The 25,100-nt window shown below is 71.8% G+C and carries 18 protein-coding genes; 9 read left to right on the top strand and 9 right to left on the bottom strand.

Annotated features, from left to right (window positions below; genetic code table 11):
- The first annotated feature begins 624 nt into the window (after positions 1–624).
- Positions 625–1,305, top strand: coding sequence for a hypothetical protein (locus FHR36_RS36295; RefSeq protein WP_253804447.1), 681 nt, complete (start codon positions 625–627; stop codon positions 1,303–1,305).
- Between the two features lie 16 nt (positions 1,306–1,321).
- Here the strand turns inward: FHR36_RS36295 and FHR36_RS36290 are convergent, their stop codons facing one another.
- Complete coding sequence (locus FHR36_RS36290; RefSeq protein WP_253804446.1) at positions 1,322–5,761, bottom strand: AAA family ATPase; 4,440 nt, start codon at positions 5,759–5,761, stop codon at positions 1,322–1,324.
- 147 nt (positions 5,762–5,908) lie between these two features.
- Entirely contained in the window at positions 5,909–7,333 is a 1,425-nt protein-coding gene (locus FHR36_RS36285) for an esterase/lipase family protein (RefSeq protein WP_253804445.1), read from the bottom strand.
- 739 nt (positions 7,334–8,072) lie between these two features.
- On the opposite strand from FHR36_RS36285, the gene FHR36_RS36280 reads away from it, so the two are divergent.
- The gene (locus tag FHR36_RS36280; RefSeq protein WP_253804444.1) at positions 8,073–8,699 is read left to right on the top strand and encodes a hypothetical protein; all 627 of its coding nucleotides are present in this window, start codon (positions 8,073–8,075) and stop codon (positions 8,697–8,699) included.
- 435 nt (positions 8,700–9,134) lie between these two features.
- Here the strand turns inward: FHR36_RS36280 and FHR36_RS36275 are convergent, their stop codons facing one another.
- Positions 9,135–9,296, bottom strand: a complete 162-nt coding sequence (locus FHR36_RS36275; RefSeq protein WP_253804443.1) for a hypothetical protein — start codon at positions 9,294–9,296, stop codon at positions 9,135–9,137.
- Positions 9,297–10,342: 1,046 nt separating this feature from the next.
- On the opposite strand from FHR36_RS36275, the gene FHR36_RS36270 reads away from it, so the two are divergent.
- From FHR36_RS36270 to FHR36_RS36255, 4 genes are all read left to right on the top strand, one after another.
- The gene (locus FHR36_RS36270; protein WP_253804442.1) at positions 10,343–10,798 is read left to right on the top strand and encodes a hypothetical protein; all 456 of its coding nucleotides are present in this window, start codon (positions 10,343–10,345) and stop codon (positions 10,796–10,798) included.
- A 474-nt stretch (positions 10,799–11,272) separates the two neighbouring features.
- Positions 11,273–11,761, top strand: coding sequence for a hypothetical protein (locus FHR36_RS36265; protein WP_253804441.1), 489 nt, complete (start codon positions 11,273–11,275; stop codon positions 11,759–11,761).
- Positions 11,762–12,206: 445 nt separating this feature from the next.
- A complete protein-coding gene (locus FHR36_RS36260) occupies positions 12,207–12,641 on the top strand; it encodes a DUF6283 family protein (protein WP_253804440.1) in 435 nt (144 codons plus the stop codon).
- A 694-nt stretch (positions 12,642–13,335) separates the two neighbouring features.
- Positions 13,336–15,897: a hypothetical protein gene (locus FHR36_RS36255; RefSeq protein ID WP_253804439.1), complete on the top strand. Its 2,562-nt coding sequence runs from the start codon at positions 13,336–13,338 to the stop codon at positions 15,895–15,897.
- 217 nt (positions 15,898–16,114) lie between these two features.
- On the opposite strand, the gene FHR36_RS36250 is transcribed toward FHR36_RS36255, so the two are convergent.
- The 3 genes from FHR36_RS36250 to FHR36_RS36240 form a co-directional block, all read right to left on the bottom strand.
- Positions 16,115–16,882 carry a transposase gene (locus FHR36_RS36250; RefSeq protein ID WP_253804438.1) on the bottom strand — a complete coding sequence of 256 codons (768 nt, stop codon included), beginning with the start codon at positions 16,880–16,882 and terminating at the stop codon, positions 16,115–16,117.
- Between the two features lie 7 nt (positions 16,883–16,889).
- Positions 16,890–18,323, bottom strand: a complete 1,434-nt coding sequence (locus FHR36_RS36245; protein ID WP_253804437.1) for a helix-turn-helix domain-containing protein — start codon at positions 18,321–18,323, stop codon at positions 16,890–16,892.
- Between the two features lie 78 nt (positions 18,324–18,401).
- On the bottom strand, positions 18,402–18,764 hold the full coding sequence (locus tag FHR36_RS36240; protein ID WP_253804436.1) for a hypothetical protein: 363 nt from the start codon (positions 18,762–18,764) through the stop codon (positions 18,402–18,404).
- A 1,197-nt stretch (positions 18,765–19,961) separates the two neighbouring features.
- Between FHR36_RS36240 and FHR36_RS36235 the strand changes: the two genes are divergently transcribed.
- Together FHR36_RS36235 and FHR36_RS36230 are read left to right on the top strand one after the other, a co-directional pair.
- The gene (locus tag FHR36_RS36235; RefSeq protein WP_253804435.1) at positions 19,962–20,672 is read left to right on the top strand and encodes a hypothetical protein; all 711 of its coding nucleotides are present in this window, start codon (positions 19,962–19,964) and stop codon (positions 20,670–20,672) included.
- 305 nt (positions 20,673–20,977) lie between these two features.
- The gene (locus tag FHR36_RS36230) at positions 20,978–22,084 is read left to right on the top strand and encodes a hypothetical protein (RefSeq protein ID WP_253804434.1); all 1,107 of its coding nucleotides are present in this window, start codon (positions 20,978–20,980) and stop codon (positions 22,082–22,084) included.
- A gap of 122 nt (positions 22,085–22,206) precedes the next feature.
- Here the strand turns inward: FHR36_RS36230 and FHR36_RS36225 are convergent, their stop codons facing one another.
- Positions 22,207–22,827, bottom strand: a complete 621-nt coding sequence (locus FHR36_RS36225; protein ID WP_253804433.1) for an HU family DNA-binding protein — start codon at positions 22,825–22,827, stop codon at positions 22,207–22,209.
- A gap of 173 nt (positions 22,828–23,000) precedes the next feature.
- On the opposite strand from FHR36_RS36225, the gene FHR36_RS36220 reads away from it, so the two are divergent.
- Positions 23,001–23,573, top strand: a complete 573-nt coding sequence (locus FHR36_RS36220) for an SMI1/KNR4 family protein (RefSeq protein ID WP_253804432.1) — start codon at positions 23,001–23,003, stop codon at positions 23,571–23,573.
- Between the two features lie 59 nt (positions 23,574–23,632).
- Here the strand turns inward: FHR36_RS36220 and FHR36_RS36215 are convergent, their stop codons facing one another.
- Together FHR36_RS36215 and FHR36_RS36210 are read right to left on the bottom strand one after the other, a co-directional pair.
- Entirely contained in the window at positions 23,633–24,181 is a 549-nt protein-coding gene (locus FHR36_RS36215) for a suppressor of fused domain protein (protein ID WP_253804431.1), read from the bottom strand.
- A gap of 109 nt (positions 24,182–24,290) precedes the next feature.
- Positions 24,291–24,872, bottom strand: coding sequence for a hypothetical protein (locus FHR36_RS36210; protein ID WP_253804430.1), 582 nt, complete (start codon positions 24,870–24,872; stop codon positions 24,291–24,293).
- Positions 24,873–25,100: the final 228 nt, after the last annotated feature.

Here is a 25,100-nt window from a genome sequence, read left to right as displayed (position 1 = left end):
CCCTCCCAAGTGGGACGGCCGGCCCGACACAACGTCAACATCGCTGCTTGAATCGGAGAGTGGCCGAGTGATCGAGAAGAGTGGGGCGACGCCGACAAGTGCAAGTCCAAGAAGCCGAAGCGGCGGTGGCCCAGGGCCGGAGTGCTGGCCAGGCGCGCAGCGCTCGGTATGGCGTACGCCGCTGGTGGCCTGCCCGTGACCCTCGCCATCCACTGGGCGACGTCGCGCTGACGCAGCCCTCAGGACGTTAGGTACCGCGATGAGCTACCGGTCATCCGTCCAAGGACTCCGGTAGCTTCATCGCGCCGCATCTGGATGCGCGGACTGCACAGTTCGCAAGCGCCGTCACCTCCGCGTGCGACCGGCTGGCGGCCACGCCGGACGTCGACCGCGAACTCGACGGCCGCCCCCGCACTGCGGCGTCCGTCGACCGGTTGCAAGGTCGGTCCTGCCCCGTCCAGTCTGCTCAAGGTGCAGGACGGCCGCCTGGTTCCCCCGATCGAGGACTTCGTGTTCGCCGAGGTCAGATGGGCTGTAGAGTGCGCGGGCCGCCGAGTTCGATGGCCGGCGTTCATCCACCGGGGAGATGTAGTGCCAGAGACTGGAAGCGCTATCCACGATGGCGTGGAGCGGACGGATGGCGCTCTGGAGGGACTGCGGGCGGTCTGGGCCGCAGCTGAGCAGCCCCAGCCGCCACTGCCCTGGTACCGGAAGGTCTCTCCGAAGCCGTTGGCCTTCGCCGTCGCGTGCGCTGCGGTGCTGGGCGCCGCGGTCCTCGCTATCGACGCCGCCGACGGACAGGAGGAGCAGCGGACCGTGGCGCTGCCCGCGGAGTTCGGCGGGCTCCCCCGGGTGGCGGACGACGGGAACCTGGCAGCGATGCGGGCCGATTTCCTCCGGGACACCGCCCGACTGCTTGCCGTCCGGAGCGCGGAGATGACGGCGTACGGGCAGCCCGGAGCGACCGGACTGGGTCAGGCCGAGCTGCTGGTGACCGCGGTGAACGCCTCGATCGGCGACGCCGCCCGGGCCACCACCCTGATGCTCGGCGGCTACTCTCCCAGCGGCCCGGGCGCGCTCAGCGACGGCACCCCCGTCACCGACCTGCAGACCTTCGACCCGGGCCCCCTCGGCGGAGCCATCGCCTGTGCGCTCCTGCACGACGGCGATCGCCCCCTGGCGGCCTGCGCCTGGGCGGACGGTAGCACCTCCGGCGCCCTCACCGATGTCACCGCCAAGCTGACCCTTGACCAACTTGCGGAGCGCACACGAGAGCTGCGTGCCACCGCGGAGCACCGTGCCTGACGGAGCCCCATGGCGATCATGTGATGTTGGTGGGTACGGATGACACATCGATTACGAGATGGCCGGATGCGGTGCCTGCTATGAGCAGGCCGCGGCCCGCTGTCAGTGTCAGGACTACGTCCTCCAAAGGAAGTACGTGTTCAGTTCGGGTGCGCGGGTTCCAGATCCGCACCGTCCCGTCGTCGCCGCCGGTGGCGAGACGGGGGGTCCCGTCGGGCGCTGCGAACGCGGCTACTGCCCGAACCCAGCGACGGTGGCCGGTGAGGGGCTCGCCCACTTGGGTGCCGGTGGCGGGGTTCCAGATTCGCACCGTCCCGTCGTTGCTTGCCGAAGCAATGCGGGGCGTGCCGTCAGATGCGGAGAACGCCGTCACCGCTTCCACCCAGGTGCGGTGGCCGGCGAGGGGCTTGCCTACTTGCGTGCCAGTGGCTGGATCCCAGATCCGCACCGTCCCATCGTCACTGCCGGTGGCCAGTCGGGGGATGCCTTCGGGCGTGGTCAACACGACCATCGCACCGGCGTTGCCAGCGAGGGGCTCGCGGTCCTGAGTGCCGGTGGCGGGGTTCCATATCCGCACCGCCGCATCGCTGCCGGCGATGGCGAGGCGGGGGGTGCCGTCGGGTGCGGTGAACACCGCCATCGCCCGTAGCGGGAAGCCGTGGCGGGCGAGGGGCCTGCTTCTCTGAGCGCCGGTGGCCGGATCCCAGATCCGCACCGTCCCGTCGTCGCCGCCGGTGGCCAGCCGGGGGGTGCCGTCGGGTGCGGTGAACACCGCCATCGCCCGCAGCGGGCCGCTGTGGCCGGTGAGGGGCGCGCCCACTTGGGCGCCGGTGGCGGGGTTCCAGATCCGCACCGTCCCGTCATTTCTGGCCGAAGCAATGCGGGGCGTGCCGTCAGATGCGGAGAACACCGCCACCGCGTTCACCCATCTGTCGTAGCTGGCGAGGGATCCGCCTCTCTGAGCGCCGGTGGCCGGGTTCCAGATCCGCACCGTCCCGTCGTCGCCGCCGGTGGCGAGCCGAGGGGTGCCGTCGAGTGCGGTGAACGCCGTCACCGCCCCCGTCGGGCCGTCGTGGCCGGTGAGCTCGCCGACTTGGTTGCCGGTGGCCGGGTTCCAGATCCGTACCGTCCCGTCGTGGCTGCCGGTGGCGAGGCGGGGGGTGCCGTCGAGTGCGGTGAACACCGCTGCCGCCCCCGCCGCGCCAGTGGGGTCGGTGAGGGGCTCGCCGACTTGGGTGCCGGTGGCCGGGTCCCAGATCCGCACTGTGTCGTCATTGCCGGCTGAAGCGAGGCGGGGGGTGCCGTCGGGTGCGGTGAACACCACCACTGCCTGCACCCAGCCGCGGCGGACGGTGAGGGGCTCGCCGACTTGGTTGCCGGTGGTCGGGTTCCAGATCCGTACCGTCTTGTCAAGGCTGGCGGTGGCGAGGCGGGGGGTGCCGTCGGGTGCGGTGAACACGGCCACCACCTCCACCTGGACGTTGAGGCTGGTGAGGGGCTCGCCGACTTGGGCGCCGGTGGCCGGGTTCCAGATCCGTACCGTCCCGTCGTCGCCGCCGGTGGCCAGGTGGGGGGTGCCGTCGGGTGCGGTGAACACGGCCACCACCTCCACCTGGACGTTGAGGCTGGTGAGGGGCTCGCCGACTTGGGCGCCGGTGGCCGGGTTCCAGATCCGTACCGTCCCGTCGTCGCCGCCGGTGGCCAGGTGGGGGGTGCCGTCGGGTGCGGTGAACACCGCCACCGCGTTCACCCGGCCGTCGTGGCCGGTGAGGGGCTCGCCGACTTGGGCGCCGGTGGCCGGATCCCAGATCCGTACCGTCCCGTCGTCGCCGCCGGTGGCCAGGTGGGGGGTGCCGTCGGGTGCGGTGAACACCGCCACCGCGTTCACCCAGTCGTCGTGGCCGGTGAGGGGCTCGCCGACTTGGGCGCCGGTGGCCGGATCCCAGATCCGTACCGTCCCGTCATTGCCGGCCGAAGCGAGGCGGGGGGTGCCGTCGGGTGCGGTGAACACCGCCACCGCGTTCACCGAGCCGCTGTGGCCGGTGAGTTGGAGGTGGAGCTGGCGGCGTCCGAGGGCACCGGAGACGAGGGTGGGAATCCACTGTCCGCTGTAGTGGGCGTGAGGTTCGGTAGGGGGCGGGGTGCTCTGGATGTAGGTGGTGCCCAGGCGTCTCCACCAGCGGCGCCATGTGGTGGCGGCGTAGCGCTCCTGGCCGGGGGCGGTTTCGCGGGCGTGGTGCTGGAAGAGGACGGTGCCGGCGATGGCCGGTGGCAGCACGTTGGGGTTGAGGCCGTGGTGCAGGACGTTGGTGGTGATGCTGGTGAGGTCGAGGGTGTCGAGGACGTCCAGGTGGTTAGCGAGGGCTGTCATGCCTCCGGCGGTGTGTCCGAGACGGGCGTGGGCAGCGAGGTGATGGCAGGTGTAAGGGCTGACGTCCGGTGGCTCCGACGCGGCATCGCGTTCGCTCTGGCGCCGGAGGGTGTGGCGAGTGTGGCGGGCCAAGGCGGTGGTGATGGCCGCGTGGGCCTGGTCCGTGTCGGGGGCGGTGGTGAAGTGTTCGGTGAAGGTCCGGTGGGCGAGGCGGTAGACACTCTGGCCGGACTCGTGATCGAGGGCGAGGTAGGGGGCGGCGTCACGGAGTAGGCCGGGGATGCTGTCCCTAGTCGGGGCGGAGTCGGGTGCGAGGGCGTCGGCGGCAGTGGCCCAGATGTCGTCCTGGTCGGGCAGACCACGGCCCTGGGCAAGGCCGAGGGCCCGGAGCAGCGGAGTGTAGTGGGGGTTGGTGCGGTGTAGGCGTTCGAGGGCACGGGTGAAGAGTTCGCGGTGGGTGCGGCCGACCAACAGGGTGGGGTCCGCCAGGAGCGCAGGGTCGTTGAGGAGCTCGTGGGCGGCGAGGCGGGCGTAGAGGAACTGCTGCGGTTCGGCGCCGTTCTGCCGTTGGTCGGTGACGAGACGGCGGACTGCCTCAGCGATCAGGGTGTCGTCGGCGACGAGGGCGCCTCGCTCCTTGGCGGCGTCGAGCTTGGCACGCAGGTATGAGGCGATGGCTTCCGGATCCCGGGTCACCTCGACGTCCGGCAGTCGGCCGGTGGCCGGCCCGTGCAAGGTGCTGAGGCTAGGGCGCAGGGCGTCGAGAAGGTCGCTGTCAGCGGAAGTCGGCTGGTCGGGGCCTTCGCGGGTGGAGCGGCGGGTGCCGACGATCAGGCGGACGCCCGACAGCGCAGCGAGGGGGCGCAAGAGCTGGTCGGCGACGAGCAGGGGTTGTTCGGCTTCATCGAGGGCGTCGAAGAGCAGAGTCAGCGGCTCCTGCCGGTCGCGCAACGCGGCGAGAAGCTGGGCGATGACGTCGGCGAAGTGCTGTCCGCGAGTGGCCGCCTGGGCGAGGCCGGTGAGACCGGCGGCATCGGCGACGAGGTACAGGACGCGAGCGAGGCTGAGGCCGGCGAGGTGGACAGTGAGGTCGAACGGGTCCTCGGGGCAGGGGATGCCGGGAGGAAGCGCGGTGAAGTGCCCGTGCCGGATCAGGACGTCGCGCAGGCGGGTGTTGGTGTGCAGGAGGACGTGGCCGAGGAGGGCCGACTTGCCGGCGCCAGCGGGGCCGGTAACCACCAGGACGCCGCTGGTGGCGGTGTTGAGCCAGTGGAGGATCTCGTCACGTTGGATGGTGCGGCCGTGGAAGTACCAGGCGAGTTCGCCGAGTTCGGCACCGGATGCCTTCGGGACGAAGTGCCGCTGCTCGTCGGCGGGCAACTGGTCGATGACGGCCTGGATCTCGTCGGCGGGCAACTGGTCGATGACGGCCTGAATCTCGGCGATCTGGTCCAGCGGGGCGGAGACGGCTGTCGCCGCGGCGGGGGTGAGACGGACTAACTGGTCGCGGTCGTCGTCGATGGTGAGGTCGTCGACGAATCCGCGGAGGCGGCTGGCGAGTGCGCGTCCGAGGGTGGACAGGCCGATGAACCGCTGGGTGGGAAACGTGGCGTGCAGGGCCCGGTGTAGAGCCTCGGTGAAGGCACCGAGTTCGGTGAACCCCTCCGCTGCGGTGGACAGCAGCAGGTACCGGGCGGCGGCGCCGTAATGGGTGAAGAGCTCCTTGTGGACCTCTCGGGCGAAGCTCTTGGAGAAGCAGGCATCGAGGATGACGATCGCCCAGCTGTCCTCGTTGCCGGGGTGCCCCTGGCGGTCGCCGACGGCCTGAGCGATGTCGTACGGCGTGACGCCGTGGGTGATCGGTGCCGGGGTCTGATGGTGGGCGAGGTGGCGAGCGGTGCCATGGCCGACCCAGTAAAGAACGGTACCGTCAGCTGGTGAGACCGACCCTCCCGCCCAACTGGCCAACCGCTCCTCGACCCGCTGCCGGTTCCGCTCCTCGGCCGACACGAGCCACTCGGTGGTGCGCACACCGTAGGGAGCGAGCAGGTCGGCGATCGCCCGCACGTGCTGCTCGGTGTCCAAGTCGTCGTGGTGCCGGTACGCAGTGAAGTTGATCGGGAACAGCTCGATGCCACTACCTCTGGAGGACGTGACAACCAAGTCGCTGCCTGGGCCCGCGGGCGGCGTGTGACCTGGTTCGGTAAGTCTGGTCATGGTGGCCTACCAAGTTCAGGCGTCGGGTTGCGTGACGAGGACGAATTGGGTGATGGGCTGGTGCCGGCCGGTGTTCAAGGTGACGCGGTAGAGGTCAGGCGCGTCCGCGGTGAACCGGGCCGACACGGCCCCATCCGTGCGGTCCGGGTCGCGGCGCAGGGACAGGGGGTGGCCGGGGCGGCCGGTGGTCGCCGAGCGCACGCTCAGGCTCAACCCGGCCGGAGACTCCAGGCCGGTGACGGTGAGAGTGAGCGGCTGTCCGAGCGTCCCGCCGAGTTGGGGGGTCTCTAGACCGGGCCCGTTGCCGGTGCCCTCGCCGAGGTCGGGCCGCTGCGGGCGTTCCAGTGCGATGCGGCGGATCTGCCGCAGGACCTCGTCGTGGCACATCAGCGTGCCATGCTGGCCGAAGACGTAGTGCACAGCTTCGGTGCCGGAGCGGGCGGAGGGCATGTGGACGGTGCCGTCGCCGGAGGCGTCGCGGCGCGCCGGGATGCCGGTGGCCGGGTTGCATACGAGTTCACCGTCGGCGCCGACGTCGAAGGCGTGTCTGCGACCCGCGACCACCGAGAGGTCGGCTCGCTGTTCTTCCAGAGTCTGCACGGTCGGCTGGGCCTCGCCAACAACCGCCCGGTGCCCCGGCAGCAGGTACCCGTTCGTGCGGTGGCGTGCGTGCTCAGTCAGGGAGCGGGCGGCCAGGTCCCGGTCGCCGCCGAACCGGGCGACATCACCGGCGGTGAGCCGCTCCACGTCGAGGCCGCGGTCCAGGCAGCGGTAGCCGGGCAGCAGGTCGTGGACACCGGGCAGAGTCGCCGCCATCGCCTGCACCCTCCGCACCAGCCGCACCGGCTTCGCCTGGGCGTGCAGGAGATTCAGCGCCAGGACGGACTTCACTGAGCCCAGGAACGGCGTGCCGACGGTGACCACTGCCCGGGTGTCGGCGGCGAGCTCCGGGTCCTGCTCCAATGCGGCTCGCACCACGAGCCCGCCCATCGAGTGCGCCACGAACACCAGCCTCGGCCGCGCCTCGCCTCCCACCCGCCACCCGGGCACCGCCGCCACCCGCTCCCGCCACAACTCGAGGTGCGCGCGGGCCCTACGGGCCAGCAGTGCGCCGTTGTAGGAGACCGCCAGACGCCAGTCGTAGGGGAATGGCTCCACCGCCTCCTGTGCCAGCACAACCCCTTGGAGAGACCTGATCGCCTCGCTGTAGGGGTCGAGGCCCTGGAAGACGGGCAGCCACCACGGCTTCGCTAGCAGTCCGGTGGCGCGGATGCGAGTCAGCGGAGCCTGCCGGGCAGCGTTGGCATCGGCTGCCTGCTCCTGGGCATCCGCCCGCAGGGCCGTGAACAGGGCATCGCCGCTCAGCGCGCCGGTGAGCGTCGCGAGATCGACGCCCCACAGCGGGCGGCCCGTCGCGGTGTCCTCAAGGACACTGCCCATGATGCCCGGCACCACCACACACGCGTCCCGGGTCCGATCGTCGAACACCGGCGGCATCCCCGCGAATGCCGCCCTGTGCGCCCACCCGTCAGCCCCCACCGTCCCCATGCCGTCCGACGATAGAGGAGCGCACCCACCCGGGTACGGGCTTCGCGGAAGATCTCCGTCAGGACCGCAGGCTGCCATGCGCGGAGCAGTTCCCCCGTGCCTCCCTTCCCGGCTCGGGTGGGGTGTACCTCCCGCTGCCCGCTGCCCATACGCCTGCCGCTGTTGTGACCGTTGGGCCGCGGCCTTGCCTCGGGGTGTGCTGCCACCCGGCACCTCCCGCCGCCCGGCACTGCCTGCGGCCGCCCGCCGCACGTGGAACCGCCCGCGCCGGCGTGTGGCCGCCACACAGCACCCCGCCTTCTTCCTGGGCCGTCGCGTGGCGGCCGGGCCCGGTGGCCGGGAACCCGTTCATGGCCCACCGCCTCGCGCCGCCAGGCCGCAGCAGGGTCGTGAACGGTTGTGCCAGCGCCGCGAGGTGTCGAGCTCCGTCCGGGGTTGTCCCTCCGGGGTTGATCGGCCGCATCAGGCCCGTACGTTTCCGTCCTGTCCCGCCCATGTGGCTAGGCACGTACCGGCTGTGCGGGGCGCTCCGGGCGCTTCCCCCTCCACCGTTGGGGCGCCCTGTGCCGTCCCGGGGCGCCTGTCCTCGCGTCACAACCGCCCGCTTCATTCCGATAAGGACAACCGAACCATGACCGACCCCTCGCTGACCGATGCCTTCACCCACGTCCACGCCGGCCCGGCAACTCTCGCCGAGCTCCAGCAATACGGCACCGCCACCCTCGCCGGGATGGCCGCCCGGCAGGCGTACACCGCAGCCCTTCTCGCTGCCCGCAACGCCCACCCGGCGGCGAAGGCCGAATTGCACGCCGACGCTCAGGCGTTCTCCGCCGCCGCCGAGGCTCTGGCCGCCGCCGCCCGCGCGGAGTCCGGACTCGCCGGAGCGGACCAGATTGCCGCAGGGGTGACCCGCCTCGCCGACCTCCTGGAGGCCGAAGCGGTCGAGGGCACCAAGGCTTCCACTGCCCACCAGGAACGTCTCGACGCCGAGAAGATGGAACGCGAGACCGTGCGGAAGGCCGAGGAGGAGATCGAGGACCAGGCCCTTGCGGTGCTGTTCGCGGCCGGCCCCACCGGCCTGACCGACCCCGAGTTCGCTATGGCTCTCGCGGGCGCGGGGCTTGACCTCGATCGGCGCACCCGCCAGCGGTTCTTGGACGAGTGGTCGCGCTACGGCGGCGTCAACGCGGTGCTGCGCCGCACTCCGGGCGGGAGCAGTGTTTTCGTCCACGCGCACCATGTCACGGGCCGAGACTGACGACCGGGGGAGTGGAGCGGCCCGGACGAAGCCCCGGGCGGTGGCCGGCCTACCTGACTTGCTGCGTCCCCGTTCGGCGGGCCAGCGGCCGGGCGCCGGCCCGCCGGTCGCCGGCCTACACGGAGGTTGATCGGCTGTGTCGGGCCCGTACATTCCGTCTCGTCCCGCCCGTATCGCCGTGACCTAGACCGGCTGTGCGGGCTTCCCCAGGCGCGTTCCCGTCCCGCAACTCCCCTTCCGGCGAGATGGGCGGAGCAGCGCGCCCCACGGCGCCGCCCGCGCGGGCCGGCCCCAGGGCCGCCTGCCCAACGGCTGGCTCCGCCGGCGCGCTTCACGCTGCTTGCGTTCCTGGCCTGGCTGTCGGTGCACTTCCTGACCGGCGGCATGTTCTGACCGAGACCCGAGCCGCGCGCTCAGGTCTCGGCCATGGCTTCACTAGGCAGTCGGCCCGCCCGATCCCCTGAAGGCGTCGATCGCCTTGCGCAGGGCGTCCGCAAGCTCGGGAAGCTGCTTAAGGAACGTGATGACCAGTGTGACGGCCAGGCCGAGCAGGCCGAAGAACGCAAGCAGAGCCAGAGTGAGGTAGTTCCAGTCCACCGACAGGTGCCTTTCGGGCGCTTGACAGTCGAACTGGTACAGGGCCGCCCGGATAGGCGGCGGGTGGCAGTCTCAGTTCGACCATCGAATCGTGGTCATGACTGAGTGACTGCCGACGCGAGCAGGTACTCGAACGCCAAGGGCGCATAGCGGTTTTCAGCATCCTCCGTGAACCAGAACAATGACAGGAAACGCTAGCCGCCTGCGTCTCCAGCGGCATCGCTTGTTACAGACATTCCATCTAGGACCCGGGGGCGGTCGCACTACAGATCGCCGCGGGCCCCTAGCTGACCCGAGGTTACATCACATCAGCAGCCTGTAACCATCGCGGAGATGAGCACTGTGCCTGGCCCCGGCCCAACCGTGAGGCCGACCTCGCTCGCCCCCGCGAGCGCAAGGGCGTCGTCGTCCAGCCCGTGACCAAGGGCGTGGTGCGCGAGGTCAAGGTCCCCAATGCGGACCGCGACAGGATGTACGAGACGATCGACGGCACGCCACCGCGAGGCGTACGAGAAGATCCGGGAAGGCCGCGCGGTCGACATCGGCTTCCCGTACAACTCGCTGGAGGCCCACCCCACTACGCCGCTCACGCAGGCACTGCCGATCCCGAGCGCTGCACCGTCACCTGGTGCGAGGGCTGCGAGTTCCCCACCGCCGACCTCCACGCCGCCTGGGAGACGCGACAGATCACCATCGACTGGCGCCTCTGCCACCGCCACCAGCGCGGACCGGCCTCCTGCAGACGGGCGCCAACGGGGCCCTGGAACCACCAGCGGGCACCGCCACCTCTGACATCACACCCCCACCAGTGCGCTGCGCCCGGCCAGGGGCCGGCCGGCCGCCGTGGCGCGCCGTCACGGCCTCCAAGGGCCGTCCGTGGCGCGCCGCTGGGCTTGCTGGGCGCGTCTGTCCCGCGTGGTCGCCGCTTCCGCCACCCCGGGCGCCCAGTGCCCATCCCGGAGCGGCTGTGGCGGGCCGCCACGCCACAACGCCGATGGCTCGCGAATGGGGCAGCCGGCCTCGCCCCACACGCGTTCGGGGAGTTCATGCCCGTCCTCTGGGAGGACGGCGGATACCTGGCCGGCTGGGAGCACACGGTGCCCGGCTGCGCCTGCCTGGTGAGCGTCTGGCCCGAGAACGTCTTCCCCCCGACCGCCACCAACCCCTACGGCGGGAACCGCAACATCATCACCTCCTGCCTCGGCAGCACCTACACCGACGAGGAGACCCGCAGTCACTACGGGCACCCCGCGATCGAGACGACGACCGTCCCCCTCACCGGCCCGGCCCGCCTCCTCCTCGCCTCCGACGGTGCCTACGAGCCGCACCTGGACGCCGGGCACGACCTCTTCACCGAACTCGACGACGAGCCGCTGACCGCCACCGCCCGCGCGTTCGTCGACCTTGCCGTCGAGACGTCCGTCAAGGCCTCGACCAGCTTCGACCCGTCCCGCCCCCACGCGGACAACGCCACCGTCCTCCTTGCCAATCTGACCCCCTGACCGGCGACACCGCCTGGACACGGCCCGCGGCCACACCACGGCCGTGTCCGGCGGTCGCGCATCCGGGCCCGCGGGCACCCCACACGGGTGCCCGCGGAGCCCCGCACCGCTGTGCGTCACCGGAGCGGGCACGCCGGACCGCCACGCCTCGTAGCCCGCCACAGCCCCGCACCACAAGGGCCCTGCACCCGCCGTACTACGCCCCACCCCCGGGCCGCCGCCTGCGGGCGGGGCACCCAGCGGCGCCTGCACACCCCGCCCCCGCACCCCCGGGTGGCAGCCGGAGACGCCCGGGGCCGCTCCCGCACCCGGGCGCCGGTGTTGCTCCTTCTATCTGTCGGCAGCCAGGGGTTGATTGGCCAGCGGCCGCCCGTAGGTTCCGTCTCGTCCCGCCCGAGAGCAGCCGTGACCACTCACCGGCTGTGTAGGGCGGTCCCGCGGGCCATCCGGCCCCGTGCCTCCCGAAGGAGTCTGATGCGTAAGCCTCCCGTCCTGACCAAGGGCTGCCCGCACCGCTGGTGCCGTCCCCTCCACCGTGTCCTCACCGCAGAAGGCGCCGTCCTCGTCGTGGCGCTCTCCCTCCACCAACTGGGCTACCTGGCCTATCTGCTGGCGCTCTCCGTCCTCGTGCGCTCCATCGTTGCCCTCGTCACCCGCCGTACCCTCGCCGACAGCGCTGCGGACGACGACAGGACGGTCGAGCCGGGTGACGTTCGTTCCCGCTGGGCGAACCTCGCCGTCAGTCTCGACCTGGCATTCGCGGTGATCAGCCCGTTCGTGATCGCCGCGGTCCTGCAGGCGGGGCACAACACGATGCTCACGGACGCGGTCGGGCACGGCCCGACCGCCACCGTCGTCGGCACTGTTGTCTGCTGCGCACCCGGCGCTCTCTGCCTGGCCGCGCACTACCTCGCCACGCGGCCCCGCCGCCGCAAGCGTGTCCTTGTGCCCGCCACCAACTAGCGATTCACCGCCCCGCCCGCCCCCGGCCCCGGTCCCGCCGCTGCCGGGCGTGTGCGGGGTGTGGCATCTCCTGGCCGGAGCCCCGCCCTCGGGGTCCGCCCCTGGGCTCGGTCGGCCCTGGCGGCCCCGGCCTGGGGTCGCCAGGTCACCAGCCCGCGCTCGCGGACCCGTGCGGTCGACCCGGTCCCGCGCGCCCGCGGCCGATCACGCCCCGTCACCCGCTGTGCGGCCGCCCAGCCCCCTTTGCGGTGCCACGTCGGGCGGCCACGGTGCGCACTGTTGCGCCACCCCCGGCCGGCCCCGCTGCCGTGCCTGCGCCCCACGGCACCCGCCGCTGCGCCCGGCCACGGTCTCCGCCGGTGACCGGGCGCAGCCACGTTCCCGCCCGCCGTCACCCGCCCACCCTGAAAGGACCGCTATGCCCCACACCCCGGATACTCGACGCGTGACTTCCGCCATCCGCCCTCCGGCGCCACGTCCCTGCGACAGCTGCCCCTACCGGCGTGACGTCCCCTCAGGGATCTGGGCCGCGGAAGAGTACGAGAAGCTCCGCGCGTACGACGCCCCCACGGGAGAGCAGCCAACCGGTGTCTTCCGCTGCCACCAGAACGACGCCGACAGCCAGGCAAGCCGCGTGTGCGCGGGCTGGGCGGGATGCCACGGCGATGCCCTCCTGGCGCCGCGGATCGCCCTGCTGACCGGTGACATGGACGGCCCGACCCTCGAAGCGGTGACGACCTACGTGTCCCCGGTCCCGCTGTTCTCCTCAGGCGCCGAGGCCGCCGACCACGGCCACGCTGACATCGACCGACCCGGCGACGAAGCCCGCCGCCTGATCGACAAGATCATCCGCACGCGGCGGGACATCCACCTCGGCTGAGCGCCGCCGCCCGGCCCGCCGGATAGGACCCCCCGCGACGCCGCCATGCAGGGGCCGCCGCTGCGCCCCGCCGGGATGCGGCGGGGCGCAGCGGCAGCGCGGTGGACAACCGGCCAGGTGGCGGCGGGGCCGTGCCCGACCGCCTGCCGTGCCGCGTCGGTCGGCCCGGCATACCCTGCCCGCCGCCATCACTCCCCGTGCACCGCAGCGTTGGCCGGCCCGCCCCGTCCGCCGGGCCCCGTGCCGTGCCCGGCGTGCACACAGCACCCAGCCGTGCCGCCTCCGGCGTGACCGGACGCCTGCGACCGTGTCCTGCCGTTCCTGCTCCGGCGACTGGGACGGGACACGGCTGCGAGCCGCGTCCTGCCCGTCCCCGGCCGACCGCCCAGCCGAAGGCCCTGTTCAGGTCGTTGACCTGCCCGGTCGGGTGGTTACTTTCCCTCTCACAGAGACCGCACCGGCCCCGCATCGGGCGTCCCACGCCGAGTGTCCCGGCCCGGATTGAGCGTCCCGGCCCCGCGTCGGGCGTCCCGCGCCGACCACCTGGGGCCCGTGCCCGTGCCGCACGCCCGGGCCCCGCCGTGCCTCGCCGTCCGTCTGGCCGCACGCCGTGCCTCGCCGTCCGTGTGGCCGCACGCCGGGCCTCGCCGGTCCTGGTCTCCCTGCCCGTCACCGAGCCCTCGGGAGCCCCGTCATGCCCGCACTCCAGCAGCCCCTGTTCGCCTCCGCCGACACCTCTACCGCCACGACCCCGCCGCGCGACGCCGCCCCTGTCGCCGCTGTGCCGTTGCCGACCTTTGACGACCTGTTCGCCCTGGACGGCGATGACCTGACCACCCTGCTCGACTCCCTCACCCAGGCACAGCGCGCACAACTCGCCGGGCCGTGGCCCATCCGCTGGCTCTACCCGCCCCGCGGCGGCGACGCCCCCCGCGGGATCAATCTGTGCGCGGGCTGTGGCGGCGGCTGCGCCGGGCTGCGCCTGGTCCTCGGCGTCGAGGTCGACATGGTGTGCATCGAGTGGAACAAGGACGCCGCCGCCACCTCGACCGCGGCCGGCTGCACCGTGATCCAGGAAGACGTCAAGAAGCTCGACCCCCGCCACCCGGTCCTGCGCTGGACCCGCCGGACCAGCTTCACCATGCCGTGCCGCGACTGGACCCCGGTCGGAAAGCGGGCCGGCCACGACCCGAAGAACCTGGAAATCCTCCTCGACGCGATCGACCAGGTCGCCGCCCACATGGGCAACGTGTGGGTCGAGGGCTCCGAGGTCTGCACCCACGACGACCCGGACGACTGCGACGACAACTGCTACGACCACATGATCGAACCGTCCGGTGAACCGCTGGAGTACCTGTGGTCCCTCGTCGACGACATGACCGCACCGACGGCCGGACTCATGCTCGCACCCGTCCTGTGGGTGCTCGGCCTGCGCTCGATCGGCGCGCCCATCGACTCCATCGTCATCGAGCAGTCCTCCGCCCTGCCGGACGACGTGAAGGACTACATCCAGACCGAACTGTGGACGGCCGGATGCGAGTTCGCCGCATGGGAGGAACTCGACGCCGCCGACTTCGGCTCACCCAGCCACCGCCGTCGCGCGGTGCTGCGGGGAAGCTGGTACCGGCACCCGGGCGGCATCGACGTCCCGCACATCCACACCAACGCCGCCGAGGTGCTCCTGTGGCCGCTGGACGCCCGGATCAACACCCGCGGCAACCGCACCACCCCCGGCGGCAACGCCTTCTCCATGAACCGCACCATCCCCTGCCCCACCTCCAGGATCAGAGGCTGGTACGACCAGGCCACCGGCCGCCGCTTCACCATCCCCGAGGTGTGCGCCCTGGTCGGCCTGCCCGCCGATCACCCCGTGACCGGCTCCAGGACCAGCCAGTGCCAGCAGCTCGCCGACATCTTCTCCCCGCTGGTCTCCGCCGCGGTGCGGGGCACCCTCCTGGGCCTGCCCTGGCTCGACCTGCTCCGCGCCTACCTGGCCCGCCACTACCCGGCCGTCCACGGCCGGACGACCGAGCCGGACGACACGGCCGCCGCCCCGCCCCAGGAAGCGACGACGGCGGCAGCCTGGCTCAACCGCGCCCCGGCCGCCCACTCCCGCTCGCCCGGAGCACCGACGACGCCGTCACCGCCGGCCCGCACCGAAGGACGCCACCACATGAACGCCACCACCGCCTACCTCGGCCGCCCCGCCCTCGCCCGCGGCGAGCACGTCATCGACACCGCCCGGATCCGCGAGGACATCCTCGACCGCAACGCCGACCACCCCCGGCGCGCCGCCATCGGCAAGGCCCTGGCGAACCTACCCGGAACACGCCGCTACGCCGCCCCGTACGAGATGGTCACCGCCCCGGACCGGCCCGCCGCCCAACGCAAGACCGACGTCCTCGCCACCCTCCTGCCCGCCGCCGAGAAAGCCGCCCGCCAAGCCATCGCGGAGGCCGGCCTGACCCCGGCGGACATCGACTGCGTCATCGTCGCCAGCGCGACCGGCGACATGATGCCCGGCCTCGACGTCCACCTGCAGCAGCAACTCCCGCTGCGCCCCGACGTCCGGCGCCGCCCGATGACCCAGCTCGCCTGCGCCGGCGGCGCCCACGTCCTGATCATGGCCGAGGGGCACCTGGCCCGATACCCCCAGGACACCGTCCTGGTTGTGGCGGGGGAGTTCCTCTCCTCCCTCTACCAGGACACCCGGACCTCACTGGAGGACCAGATCTACAAGGCCCTGTGGGGCGACCTGACCGCCGCCGCAATCGTCTCCGCCCGGCCGCTCGGCACCGCACCGGCGCTGCGCATCGACCACACGCTCGAGTACACGATCCCCGGCACCCTCCACCGCTACCGCAAGGAGACGGACGAGCGCGGCGACCACTTCGCCTCCACCCGCGACTCGCTGAAGTCAGTGTCCGACCTCGCCCCCGTCCTGCTGGACTGGCTGGACAGGAACACCAACCGCCCCCTCGACTTCGGCATCCTCCACCCCGGGGGACCGGCGATCCTCACCCGGCTCGGCCAGGCCCTCGGCGTCGACGAGACGTTCCTGGCGCACTCACGCGACGTCCTGGCCGAGGAAGGCAACCTCGGCGGCCCGACGATCTTTTCCGTGCTCGACCGCACCCACGGCGCCCCGCCCGCCCACGGGGACCAAGGCCTGATCTTCGGCCTCGGACCCGGCGTCACCTTCGGCGCCCTGCTGGCGACCTGGACCGACCCCGCCCACAAGCCCACCTGCGCATGACCGACCGGGTGCGGCGGCCGCTCCGGCCGCCGCACCCCGGGCCAACGGCCGGGCCGGGTGTGTGCTCAGCCCGTCCATGCTCCAGGGTGGTGGAGGTAGTAGGCGGCGAAGTCGCGGCGCTTGACCAGAACGGCGGTGTCGCCCTTGCCGAAGGGCCGTCCCGTAATTGATCTCCGGCGGCTCGGGGCGGGGTGATCCGCCGCTGGCTGGGCTTCGCCTACGCGGCCTGGAGGAGGTTGTGCAGGCGGGCGATGCCGAGCATGGCGTGGTGGACGCCGTCGCCCTTGAGGCGGCAGTCGCGGAGGATCTTCCAGGTCTTCATCCGGGCGAAGACGTGCTCGACGCGGGCACGGACCTGCTTGTGTTCGCGGTTGTGCTCGGCTTGCCACTCGGTGAGCTCGCCGCCGCGCGGCCGGCGGTGCGGGATGACCAGGCCGGTACCCGGATAGCCTCCGTCGGCGATGGTCGTCGTCCGGCCGACGGCGGCCTTGGCGCCGGACTCCTCCCAGGCCTTGCAGTCGTTCCGGTTGCCCGGCAGGGGCTTGCCGACAGCGACGACCAGCCGAGTATGGGCATCGATGACGACCTGGTGGTTGGTGGAGTATCGGTAGTTCTTCGACTGCTCGGCGATCGTGTGGTCGCGGGTGGGAACCAGGGTGCCGTCCACGATCAGCACGGTGTCCCTGCGAAACCGGCGCCGGGGCTTGAGCGCGAGCAGGGGCCCGACGTGGCCGATGATCCGGCTGGCCGCAGACTTGGACACCCCGAACAGCGGCGCGAGCTGCCGCAGCGTCAGGTTCGTTCGCCAGTAGGCAGCGACCAGCAGAACCCGGTCCTCCAACGGCAGGCCCCACGGGCGGCCCCAGCGCACCACGTCGGCCCCCTCGCGGCGGAGCATCGTGACCAGCTTCTGAAAGTCGCGCGGGCCGAGCCCGGCGAACGGGCCTATCCAGGACGGCTCCGACGCCGTGATCACACCAGCCACTCCAAGATCATGGCATTGGCGTGGTCGGACCCTCGGTTCTGTCCATGGCCAGGACACGGAGGTCACCGCTCCAGCTCTCGAAGCGGACACTGCCCGATGGGAAGTCCAGCTCAAGTGCCATGCGCCCGGTTCTCGGCTCCCACTCCTGCCGGACTCCGATCATGAGCTCCCCGAGGTGGGCCGCGAGGGGTGTCTCGTCACGTACGGGCAGAACATCGATCCGACCCCAGTCGCCCATGTCGACGCCGTCATCGGGCCGGGAGGACTCGACCATGAGACACCAGTCGGTGCCGCTGGCGATGTTGGTGGACCTGCCTTGATCGTCGATCAGCCACACCTCGGCCGGGCCGTCGCCGGGGTGTCCCCCGTATACGTGCCACGATGCCAGCACCTCGACGAGCCGACCGCCGACCAAGGACAAGGGGTCGATGCCGGGTCCGTCCAGCGGGCAGGCTGGGGCCAAGATCTCCACCAAGGGACCGTACCGCGACCGCCAGCGCCGCCTCACCTGCTTAAACGGGACAGCCCTGAGGCAGAGGGCTTCGACGAGCCGGACGAACACGCTGCTCTGGGGGATGGCCATCCCGGCGTAGACCGCCCGGGCGTCCTCGATGTGCATCCTCCAGATCCCGGCGAGTTCCTTCATGTCGCCGCCGGTCGCGGAGTCGACGGCCTCCTGCAGCAGCGATGTGTACAGGGTCCAGCTGCCGCTGTCGGGCTGCTCGCTGAGCCAGAGGGCGTCGTGCAGCCGGGCCTCCGGCCGACCGCGCCGCCGCGTGAACCGCTGGACGGGCAGGACCCGCTTCGCGGCGGCCCGGGCCAGGACACTGGCGTCGGACTCGGTGAGCCGGACCAGCAACTCCATCCACCCGACCCGGTCGCCGTCCGAGACCCCACAGCCGGTCAGCACCTGGGCCAGGTGCCGGGGGGTGCACCGGCGGCCGCCCCGGAGCACCTCGCGGACGGTGGTGTGCGAGCAGCCGCCCGCGGCATCCGCCACCTGCCGCAGGCTCAGGCCCCGGTGGCGGCGCAGCTCGTTCAGGACGTCGACCAGCTCGCGAACGCTGCGGATGCCGGGAACCACCCGCAGGTGCTGCTCCCTGATCCACAGCTCGCGGGCGCGCTTCACGGCCGGGCTTGTGCCGGAGGAAGACGGCCCGTCGCCCGCCGAGCGGCGCGCGCACTCCAGCTCGTGCCAGATCTGCTCCCACAGGGCGATCGGCTCGTCCAGGGCTGCGGCCCACGCCCGGACGGTGCGCCAGGTCATGCGTGGGTCGCCGTTCTGCGCCTGCGAGAGCAGACCGATCGAGACACCGGCCTTCTGGGCCATGACGGCCAGCGACGGGTCGCCGGCCCGGCGCCGGGCGGCGCGCATCTTCCGGGCGATGACGACGTACGGGTCCTTGCTGCGCCTGGGCAGCGTGTGTGTGGTGCGGGCCATGATCGCTCCCCTTTCCAGGCCCGGGGAAGGAAGGGGGTGCCCGCCGACCCGGCGGGCACCCCCTCCCTTCCGGGCGGGTCAGGAGAAGAGGCGCTTCTTCAGCTCGGCGGTGACCAGGCCGCAGCCGGCGACGACCGCGAACGCGGTCGCGACCTGCCAGCCCAGCAGGATCAGCGCGACCACGGTGGTGGTGACGATGCCGAAGAGCACGATCACCAGGGCGGGCGAGAGCGACGTGCGCCTCCCGCCCAGGACCGGACCGCCGGGCAGCTGAGTCGCCATCGGGGAGGCCAGCAGGGTCTCCACGGGCACCACGAGACCGCTGAACCGGGGGCCGGAGGCGACCTCGGCCTCCGCAGCCGAGAACGTGCTGCCCGCGGGCACGCCGGAGACCGGCACGGCGGCGGGGTCGGTGAAGGGGTTGGTGAAGTCGTTGTTCACGGGTGGGTGGAGCTCCGTTCGTTCAGTGCTCGGATGGGGCTGGGAAGTGGTGCTGTCGCGTGCGCGCGCTCCCTGCCGTTGGCGCGGCGGGGAGAACGAGGATGCACGCTCCCGGAATCTTCGTCGGCGAAAAGGAGAGGAGTCAAGCCCGTGGACCTTTTAGCGAAACACTTTTGAAAAACCGTCAGATGTTTTTCAGATCTGTTCCGGGCGATCGGCTCGAGTGGCGGGGGAGTGCTCCGGAGGCGTTTATTCAGGTATGTAACGCGGCTTCGTTGACCGGATGGCTCCCCACGTAGTCGGCATTTAAGTCGCGTGGGCCTGGGATGTCCAGCGCACAGGCGCCAATGGCTCATAAATCCTTGCCCTGGCAAGGCGGGAAAGTGCCAGGTCAGGAGGGTGGCGGCTCCGTCTGACGGATAGTCGTCGCAAGGTTTGACTTGCCATATCGAAACCGCATCCGCAGACTGTCCATCCAGGCCCCTTCTGCCTTCCGTGGTTTAGAGGCCTGTGTGCCCTCATGCGAGGGCGCTCCGTGGATGCGACTTCGTTCTTGCTCGGATGGGGCGTCTCCTGGAGATGGGTGAGGCCTGTTGGCGCAGGTCGCACTCGGTGTGGCGCGCCGATATACCTCGGTGTGACCACCCCGAACTTGAATTGATCGGCAGTGATGTTCTGCCGCCCCTCGGCAGCGCCGACCCCCACGGGGACCGCGCTCCCAGGCCGGCGCCCGCTGCCAGTGGAGGCCTCGGAGGCCGGCCGCCGCCGCGCCCCGGGGCCTCGCCGTGGTCAGTGGCTGGCGCCGGGATCTCCCGGCCACCGGACAACTCGACCAACTGAATTCAGTTAGTCGCCCCTTAGCCACCTCTCACCTACTGAATTCAGCAGGTCATGTCCAGCCGCGCAGCGTGGTGTTCCCAGAGCCGGACCGCCCTTGCGCGCCCGCCCCGGACCGCGGACCGGTCGGCGTGGGCGCCCTTCGGGGTGGAGGCGACGCTGCTGGGCCGAACCACGGCGCGTACCTGCCGATCCGTCCGTGCGCCCGGTGGCGCACCTGCGCCTGTCTGTCGGGCTACCGGTCGGGTGTCCGGGCCTCGGGGCAGTTGTGCAGTTGACGGCTGGTGCCGGGCGGCCTCTCCTGCCGTTTCCGGTGCCCGGCATACTGCCCGTGTGACCACCCGGGGAGGAGATGTGCTGGTGACGGCCGGTCAGGACCATGCCGCGGGCGGGCAGCCGCCCCGCCGGCCGGTCCGCAGCCGGGTCCGCCACGGGCAGGCCTCCTGCGCGGACTACGGCTGCGCCCGTGCCGGCTGCCGGGAGGCGGCGCTGCGAGCCCGGCGGCGCCGTGACAGCGACCGGGCCCAGGGCCTGGCCGCGCGCGTCGATGCAGGCCCCGCCGCCCTGCTGGCCGCGGTCCTGGTCCGGCGCGGCATGTCAGCTCAGGACATCGCCGACACCACGGGCATCTCCGTCACCCTTGTCCGCCGCCTGCTGCGCACGCCCGAGGCTCGTCCGGCCCGGATCGCCCGCAGCACGGCCGAGGCCGTCCTCGGCGTCCCGCTGCCCGGCCCCGGCCGGACCCCGGCCCGCGGACGGGGCCTGACCAGTGCCGAACCTGCGGCCGTGGCCCTGACGGAGCTGGCGCTGCAGGGCTGGCCCGCGACGTACCTCGCCGCGCGCCTGGACACGAGCGCCGCCACCGTCGCCGCCGTCCGCGACAGATCCCGCCGCCGGATCACGGTCGCCCTCGACGTGCGCATCCACCGCCTACGGCTGCGCCTGGTGGGCACGACCCCCGTCGCCGAGGGGGTACGCCCTGGTGATGCGGCCCGCACCCGTGCCTGGGCGTTGCGCGCGGCTGGGCGTCGCGGGCGGTGCCCTGAGGTATCCCGCGCCGGGGTGTGCTGACGGGTGCCAGGATGCGGAGGGCTCCCGGACAGGCCCTGAGCCCAGGCGCCGGTCGAGTACCTGCGGCACCCGCACCGTGGTCGGGGCCGTGCCGGGGCGGGTGCCGGATCGGGGGCCGTTGTCGGGCGGCCTTCCCGGTTCCCGTTCCGGGGGTGGGGTCAGTCGCGGGGTGCCCGTCCTCACCGGGGCAGTCCTGTGCACCCGCGGAGGCGATGGCAGGGGCCGTTTCCGCGATGGATGGGAAATCGTGTTGGCCGGCTGTCGGCGGGCTGCGACGATGCGTCTGTTTCCCAGGTGGAGGGCATGTGTTCGTATTCGTGTGTGCGGGATGCGGCGCCGAGTTGACCACCCCGCTGTCCCAGGTCGCACTGCCGGTCCACGCCCGTCAGACGTACGGGAACGGGGCCCAGCTTCCGGTGCTCATGGAGTCCGGGACGTTTGCCGTGGACCCGGACCCCTGGGGAGGGCCGTGGCGAAGGTGGGACGAGATTGATCCGGGCGAGGCGGAGGCGCGCGGCATCTACGCACCGGTTTACGCTCTGTCCGACAGCACGCCCGGGGCGAGTGTCATCGCGCCCGGCGATATCCGTGGAACCCGGCTGATTCCCGAGAAGCGCGGCGGTGCCTGCTGCGGCCTCGACGGAGCCGACGGGCCCAACATGGCCTGCCAGGCATGCGACCTCCCCGTGGCGACCCGGGTCGACGACTGCTCGCTCTGGCAGGCAGTGCGGCTCGGCTCGGACACCGCGCACCGCATCCCCGTCGAGGGTATCCACGCTGCGCCCCTCTCCTGGGCGGAGCTGGCACAGAAGGCGGAGAAAACGCCCCCGTTCGAGCCGATCGCCACATGGGGAGGGCGGCTGGGATCGAACCACTACTGGTCGTGGAGCCCGCAGTGGGAGGCGGCAGCCGGCCACGCGCTCGCCCACCTGCTGGTGGCCTCCCAGGGGCAGCCGGTGAAGGTCCCGGGCGGTCTGACCACGGACGTGTTCCAACGCACGCTCGACGCCCTTCTCCCGGCAGGCCCTGAGAAGCGGCGCGCCGTCCTGGCCGGACCGGGACAGCCCTCCCCGGACGGGGACGCCGGCATCCTCCTCGTACCGATCCATCCCCAGACAGGCCGGACCTGGACCCCCGCCGGCCCGACCACGTCGGCATACCCGGTGCCCCTTCCACTAGGGGTGTGGCTGTGGCTCGTCTCGCCCCAGCCGTACCTGCCGGTTCCCGCGTCAGGCCGCATACCCCGAGACGTACTCCGCGACGACCCACTCCCACTGCTCCCCAACTACCTGTTCCGGGTCGACCGGGAAACGCTCCAGCACACCTTGGCCCGGCTACCGGCCGTGCGCAGCCCGTGGCTGCGCACGATCCACGGGAGCCTCGCGCAGGGCACCTCGGCCGGCCTTTTCTAGCCGTCTGGCAGTCGAACGGCGCCGAACGCTGGTGCCTTCCAACATGGTCGGAATCTGCTGTCCAACGTGAACAAAAGCCGATGCGTCGGGAGTGTGGGGCGTCCGGCGCATCGCGGTTCGACTCAGGCGGTGGTGCGGCGGGTGGCCCGCTTGGCGGGCGTGGTCTTCTTGGCGGCACCGGGCGCGGTCTTCTTGGCGGCACCGGGCGGGGTCTTCTTGACCGCGGTGGTGGCCTTCTTCGCGGGCGCCGTGCTCTTCTTCGCCGCCGTGGTGGTCTTCTTGGCCGCGGCGCCGGGTGCGGTCTTATTGGCCGTGGTTGTCTTCTTCGTGGCGGTCGGAGCAGTGGCGGCCGCGGTGGTGCGCTTGGTGGCGGCCCGCTTGCGGGCGGGCGCGGAGGCGGCGGTTTTCCCGGCGGTGAGTGAGCCCTTGGGGGCCTTCGCGGTGGCGGGTCCGGTCTTGGGCAGCTTCTTCGCGCCGGAGACCAGGTCCTTGAAGCCCTGGCCAGGGCGGAAGCGCGGCAGGCTGGTCTTCTTGACCCGCACGCGCTCGCCGGTCTGCGGGTTGCGGGCGTAGCGGCCGGCGCGCTCGACCTTCTCCAGCGTGCCGAAGCCCGTGACCTGAACCCGTTCCCCGGCCACCACGGCGCGGACCATGGCATCGAGGACCGCGTCGACGGCGTCCTCGGCCGCAGTGCGGCTGCCGAGCTGCCCGGCGACCTGCTCGACGAGCTGTCCCTTGTTCACGACGACTCCACGACATTGAGGGTGATTTGTCCTATTTCGTCCTCAAGATAGGTGGCATCCAGCGGATCTGCTCAGTGAACGTCGCCGGCGGGCTGCTTCATGGCCCATCAGTGGCCGCTCCCGGCAGCGGATCCCCGGGATGGGGCGGGTGGCGCTTCTGGCAGGCTGGCCGGATGGACGACTTCGCTGGTACCCAGGCGCCGCATCGGCGTATCACCGACCCTGCCGAGGCGATCCGGGAGTTGGAACGGGTGGTGCCGGCCCTGGCCGCGGTGCGCCTGCCGGAGCCTGCCGACATCGGATGGGACGTGGTGGAGGCCGAGTTGGGCGTGAGCCTGCCGGGCGACTTCAAGCTCCTGTGCGAGCTCTACCCGCCCTTCGAACTCGGTGACTTCCTCGGGGTGGGCGGGCCGGATCCCGGCGCCGAGTGCGCGTGGGTGCGGGGGATACGCGGAACGTTGGAGACCATCGCGGAGTGGTGCGGGGAAGCCGACCTGGAAGTCCCGCTCCACGCCTATCCCGCTCCGGGCGGTCTGCTTCCCTGGGCCGGTTCGAACTGTGGGGACTTCTTCCTGTGGTCCACCGGCCCGGGCGGGCCAGGGGAGTGGACGGTCACCGTGGCGTCGCGGAGCTCCGCGTGGTGGCACTACACCGGCGGGGCGGTCCAGTTCCTGGCCGACCTGGTCGCCGGCGCTGTGGAGCCGTGGGCGCTGCCCACGGTCGGGTCGGAGGTTGCGGCCTGGTGAGCGCCGAGCGGTCCCGGCGGCCGGCAGCAGCGGGCCTGGATCGGCGGGCCGGTCGGTCCCTACCCGTGCAGGCTCGGGCGGGTAGGGCTCGTCCAGGGTATGCCCTGGTCGATGATCTCTCCGGTGATCCATTCTGCGGACCGCTCCTTCTTCAGGCGCAGCTCCGTGTCGTAGAGCGGCATGACCGGGAGGAAGTCGACATGGGTTCCGTCGGCGAGCGGGAGCGGCGGGACGATCTCTTCCATTGGGGGGAGCGCCAGGTATGTCCGGAAGGGCGCGCCCGGCCACAGAGGGGTGGTGAGCGTCACGGTGTCGCCTCGGCCGACGTCGATGCCGGAGCACACCGCTCCCGCCAGCATCGCGAGGGACTTGGCGACGGCGTCGTGTTCCGGCAGGAGACCCAGCACGAACTCGACCCTCCGGCCCGTGGCGGCGTCGCAGACGCGCATGCTGGCGCCGTTCGTCACGTACAGAGTGACGCCCTCGTCGGTCTGGCCGGCCTCCCACTTGGCCAGGGCGACGTCGTGGCCGGGACCCGAGAAGTGTGCACTTCGTGCCGGGACGCCCCACAGGGACACAAGATGCGACTCGATCAAGTCCTCGTTCACCGTCTGATCCTCAACCCGGGTAACTCGTGCTCGGCACTGCGGTGACCCGGCCGTCAGGCGGATCGCCCGAGGAGCCTAGCCATGTACGTTGCAGTGGGCGCAAAGTGGCCTACTCGGGTACGACGATTGCCGACGTCGGCTCCGCACCTGGGCAGCAGGGGGTGTCTTCGTCGGCGACCTGCGTCAGGCAGGCCCCGCACAGCCACACGGTCTCGGGCTCGACGGGCCCGGTGGCGGACACCGTGTTGTCGGACACCGTCAGCTGCCAGGTGTCCCAGTCCTCCTCGCCCTGAGCGTCGATCACGCCGTTCAGTACGTGGTCGAAGGTGAAGTCCTCGAACCCGGGCATGCCCTGGGCATGGGCGCCAGGCTTCAGGAAGTGGTCGACCAGGTAGGCCATCCACTCGGTGGCGTTGTAGAACTTCTCCCACCCGTTCCATTCGATGGCGGTGCCGTCGTCCGTGGGCTCCCACCGGCACGACAGACCGGGTTGGCCCGCCGGGGGCTTGCTGTACTCGCGGATGTCCGCATCGCGGCCCTGCCCGGCGTAGCCGGTGCCGTCGACGTAGTACGGGCCGTTGTCGCGGTCCATGCGCCGGGTGCCCGCGAACTTCCGCAGGTAGGCGATCTCCTGCGCGCCCAGCGGCGGCTCGACGGCGATCCGGCCAGTGAATGTCGTGGTGTAGCCCATGGACCGGGATCGTAGCCACGCCGTCCGACACCCCCGATGCGCCCGGAGCCCTCCCACCGGCTACCTGGCCACCCGCCGCGCGAACCCCCATCCGCCCCCGGCCGCCCGCCGTTGCGCCCGGACCCGTTGTCTGCGCCCCGGGCGAGTCTCTCGTCGGTCGGCGTCAGCCCCAGCGGGCGCCACATGTTGCGGGGCTTCCCGCCGTCAGGTGAAGCGCATCGGTGACCT

The organism is Kitasatospora cinereorecta (assembly GCF_024172095.1).
GTDB lineage: Bacteria > Actinomycetota > Actinomycetes > Streptomycetales > Streptomycetaceae > Kitasatospora > Kitasatospora cinereorecta.
The sequence above is the reverse complement of the archived record's forward strand: the minus strand, read 5'-3'. Positions and strand labels throughout refer to the sequence as shown.